Consider the following 3,387-nt stretch of genomic DNA (forward strand, 5'->3'; position numbering starts at 1 on the left):
GGCGATGCCCCCGGCCTCCTTGGGCACGCGCAGCCCTTCATATTGCAGGGGGCCGAACGGGCGGATCGCCTTGGCGTCGGGGATCTGCGCCCGCGACCAGCCGCCGCCCAGGGCGCGGATCAGCGAGACCGTGGCCTGGAAGCGCCGTGTCTCGACCTGGACCTCGTCGATGCGGGCGGTCAGGGCGGCGATCTGGGCCACCACGACGTCGAGATAATTGGTCAGCCCGCCGGTATAGAGCGTCATGGTCATGTTCTGGGTGCGCATCGCGGCGGTCACCGCCGCTTCCTGCTGCGCCTGCTCGGTCCGGAGCTGGTTGGTCAGGGTCAGCCCGTCCTCGACATCCTGGAAGGCGCCCAGGACGGTGGCGCGGTACGTGTCCTCGGCCTGGCGGTATTGGGACCAGGTGCGCTGCAATTCGGCCCGGCGCAGCCCGCCCTGGAACAGCGGCATCGCCGCCTGGACGGCGTAGGAATACATGCTGTTGGTCAGGTCGGCGAGGGTGAAGCCGTTATCCATGAAGCCGGTCATGGCGTTGACCGAGATGTCGGGATAGAAGGCCGCCCGCGAGACGCCGATCGCGCGGTTGGCCTGCGCCATCTCGCGCTCGGCCGCCGCCACGTCGGGACGGCGTTCCAGCAGCGCCGAGGGCAGCAGGAGCGGCACCGTGACCTCGGGGAAATGCAGGGCCTGCTCGGGCTGGATATGGAAGGCGGCCGGCGCCGCGTTGACCAGCACGGCGATGGCGTGTTCCAGCACCGCGCGGCGGGCCTGCAGGTCGGTTTCCTGCGCCTGGGTGGCATAGAGCTGGTTCTGGGCGCGCGAGACGTCGAGGCCCGCGGCGATGGCGCCGGCCTGGCGCATGCGGGTGATCTGCACCGCCAGCCCGTAGGTGCGGATCGAGTCGCGATAGACCGCGTCCTGCGCGTCGAGGCCGCGCAGCAAGATGTAGCTGGATGCCAGCTCGGCATCGATGCTGAGGCGCGCCAGCGCGTAGTCCGCGGCGCTCTGCTGCGCGCGCTGCTGGCTCATGCGGGTCTGGTTGCGGATCTTCGACCAGAAATCGGGTTCCCACGTCGCCGTGCCGTAATATTGCTCGGACGACATGTATTCGGGGCCGCTGGAGCCATGGCCGCGCCACAGCCGGTGCTGCGAGGATTTGTATTTCGCGGCGCCGGCGAAGGCGCTGACCTGCGGGTAGAGGCCGGCCTCGGCCTCGGCCGCCATGTCGCGGGCCTGGGTGAAGGTTTCGGCCGCCGCCTGGAGATCGGGATTGGCGCGGTTGGCCTGTTCTTCCAGCCTGTCGAGCAGCGGATCGTTGAACAGGGTCCACCAGTCGCCGCGCAGCGCGCCGTCCTGCGGCGTGCCGTAGCGCATGATCCCCTGCCCCTGCCAATTGTCGGGAAAGGCGAACTTGGCCGGATGGTACGCGGGCGCCATGTCGCAGGAGGCGAGCCCGGTGAGCAGCGCGAGGCCGCCGGCGAGCGGGGCGGAACGGAGACGCCTTGAGCGGGGGGGCCTGGAGATGGTCATTGACGGGCCCCTGCCTCCTCCGTGCCGGCATTGTCGATCGGCATGGCCCTGGTGTCCGCGTCGTGCGCGACGGCCGGGGCGGCGCCGGACGGCACGTTGTAGCCCGGCGTGGAGTCGACGATCCGGACTTCCTGCCCGTCCAGCAGGCCGGCCGAGGGGTTGTTGACCACCCGGTCGGTGGGCTTCAGCCCGCCGAGGATCTGCACCATGGTGCCCAGGTTGGTGCCGACCGTGACGTTGTGCAGCCGGATGCGGTTATTGTCGTCGACCAGGGCCACCTGCATGCCCTGGGCGCGGAAGATCAGCGCGCCCTCGGGCAGGATCAGCATGCCGGGGTCGCCCGGGGCGCGGAAATGGACGGTGGCGTAGGAGTCGGGCCATAATTCGCCCTTGCTGTTATCGACCGTCAGTTCGGTCGTCACCGTACGGGTCGAGGCGTTGAACGCGCTTGCGGTGGCGAGGAACGACGCCTTGAAGACCCGGTCGGGATGTTGCGGGACCGTGACGTCGGCCGTCAGCTTGGGGCTGATGATGTCCGCGTAATCCTGCGGGATGGCGACGAAGATGCGCATGCGGTGCACGTCGGCCACGCTGAACAGTTCGGTCGCGGTGCCGTGCGAGGAGACGTCGCCGCCGCCGGCATTCACATAGTCGCCGACATCGGCCAGGCGCGAGGTCACCACGCCGTCGAAGGGGGCGACGATCTGCTTGAAGCCGATCAGCGCCGCGTAGCGCGACACGTCGTGGCGCGCGGCTTCGACCTGCGCCTGTTCGGCTTCGGCGTTCGCGGCCTGGACGTCGACTTCCTGCTGCGAGACGGCCTGGGTGCCCTGCAGCGCCTTCCAGCGATGGGCGGTGATCTGCGCCAGCTTGTAGCGCGCCATCGCCACGTCGAAATTCGCCTTCGAGGCCGCGTATTGCGCGTCCAGCCCCGGCGTGTCGATGGTGGCGAGCACGTCGCCGGTCTTCACCCGGGCGCCGATGTCCTTGTACCACATATGCACGTAGCCCGAGACCTGGGCGTAGATCGGCGCCTGGTACCAGGCGGCGATGTTGCCCGGCAGGTCCAGCGTGCGGGTGCTGGGCCCATGGGACGGCGCGATGAGCTGCACCCGGGGGATGGCGGCGTCGGCCGTCTGCTGCCGCAGCGTGCTGAAATGCGCCTGCCGCTGGATGATGCCGCCAACGACGACGACCAGCCCGATGACGGCGCCGACGCCGGCCAGCAGCCTGCCGCGGCCGGACGCACCGCGCCTGGAGACCTGTTCCACGCCGCTCATGCATGTTCTCCTTCAGCGGTACGGTGTCTTCTGGAATGCAGCATCGCAAAGACGCAGGGCACGAACAGCAGCGTCGCGACCGTGGCGATCGCGAGCCCGCCCATGACGGCGCGGCCGAGCGGCGCGTTCTGCGAATTGCTGATCGACATCGGCAGCATGCCGATGATCATGGCCGATGCGGTCATCAGCACCGGCCGGATACGTTCGAAGCCGGCCTCGATCGCCGCGCGGATCGGGTCGCCATGGACGTCCATCCGTTCGCGGGCGAAGGCCACCACCAGGATCGAGTTCGCCGTGGCGGTGCCCATGCACATGATCGCGCCGGTCAGGGCCGGCACCGACAGGGCCGTGTGCGTGACGAACAGGCTCCAGGAAATGCCGGCCAGGGCGCCGGGCAGCGCGGTGATGATGATGAACGGGTCCAGCCAGGACTGGAAGTTCACGACGATGATCAGATAGACCAGCAGCACCGACATGGCGAGGCCGATGCCGAGCTGCAGGTAGGCGCCGGTCATCGTCACGGCCTGGCCGCGCACCACCAGGCTGGAGCCGCGCGGCAGGTCGTGGCGGGCGG

The 3,387-nt window shown here is 69.2% G+C and carries 3 protein-coding genes; all 3 read right to left on the reverse strand.

Translation table 11 applies throughout. The annotated features are described in order from the left end of the window. Window positions 1-1,533, reverse strand: a 1,533-nt coding sequence (locus tag HUK84_RS12990; protein WP_176640670.1) for an efflux transporter outer membrane subunit, incomplete at its 3' end; no start/stop codon positions are given. Then, window positions 1,530-2,813, reverse strand: a complete 1,284-nt coding sequence (locus HUK84_RS12995; RefSeq protein WP_176640671.1) for an efflux RND transporter periplasmic adaptor subunit — start codon at window positions 2,811-2,813, stop codon at window positions 1,530-1,532. The genes HUK84_RS12995 and HUK84_RS12990, both read right to left, overlap by 4 nt. Continuing rightward, window positions 2,810-3,387 (reverse strand): efflux RND transporter permease subunit (locus HUK84_RS13000; protein ID WP_176640672.1); only part of this gene is annotated, 578 nt, incomplete at its 5' end. The genes HUK84_RS12995 and HUK84_RS13000, both read right to left, overlap by 4 nt.

The sequence above is a fragment of the Nguyenibacter vanlangensis genome (genome assembly GCF_013376155.1).
GTDB lineage: Bacteria > Pseudomonadota > Alphaproteobacteria > Acetobacterales > Acetobacteraceae > Gluconacetobacter > Gluconacetobacter vanlangensis.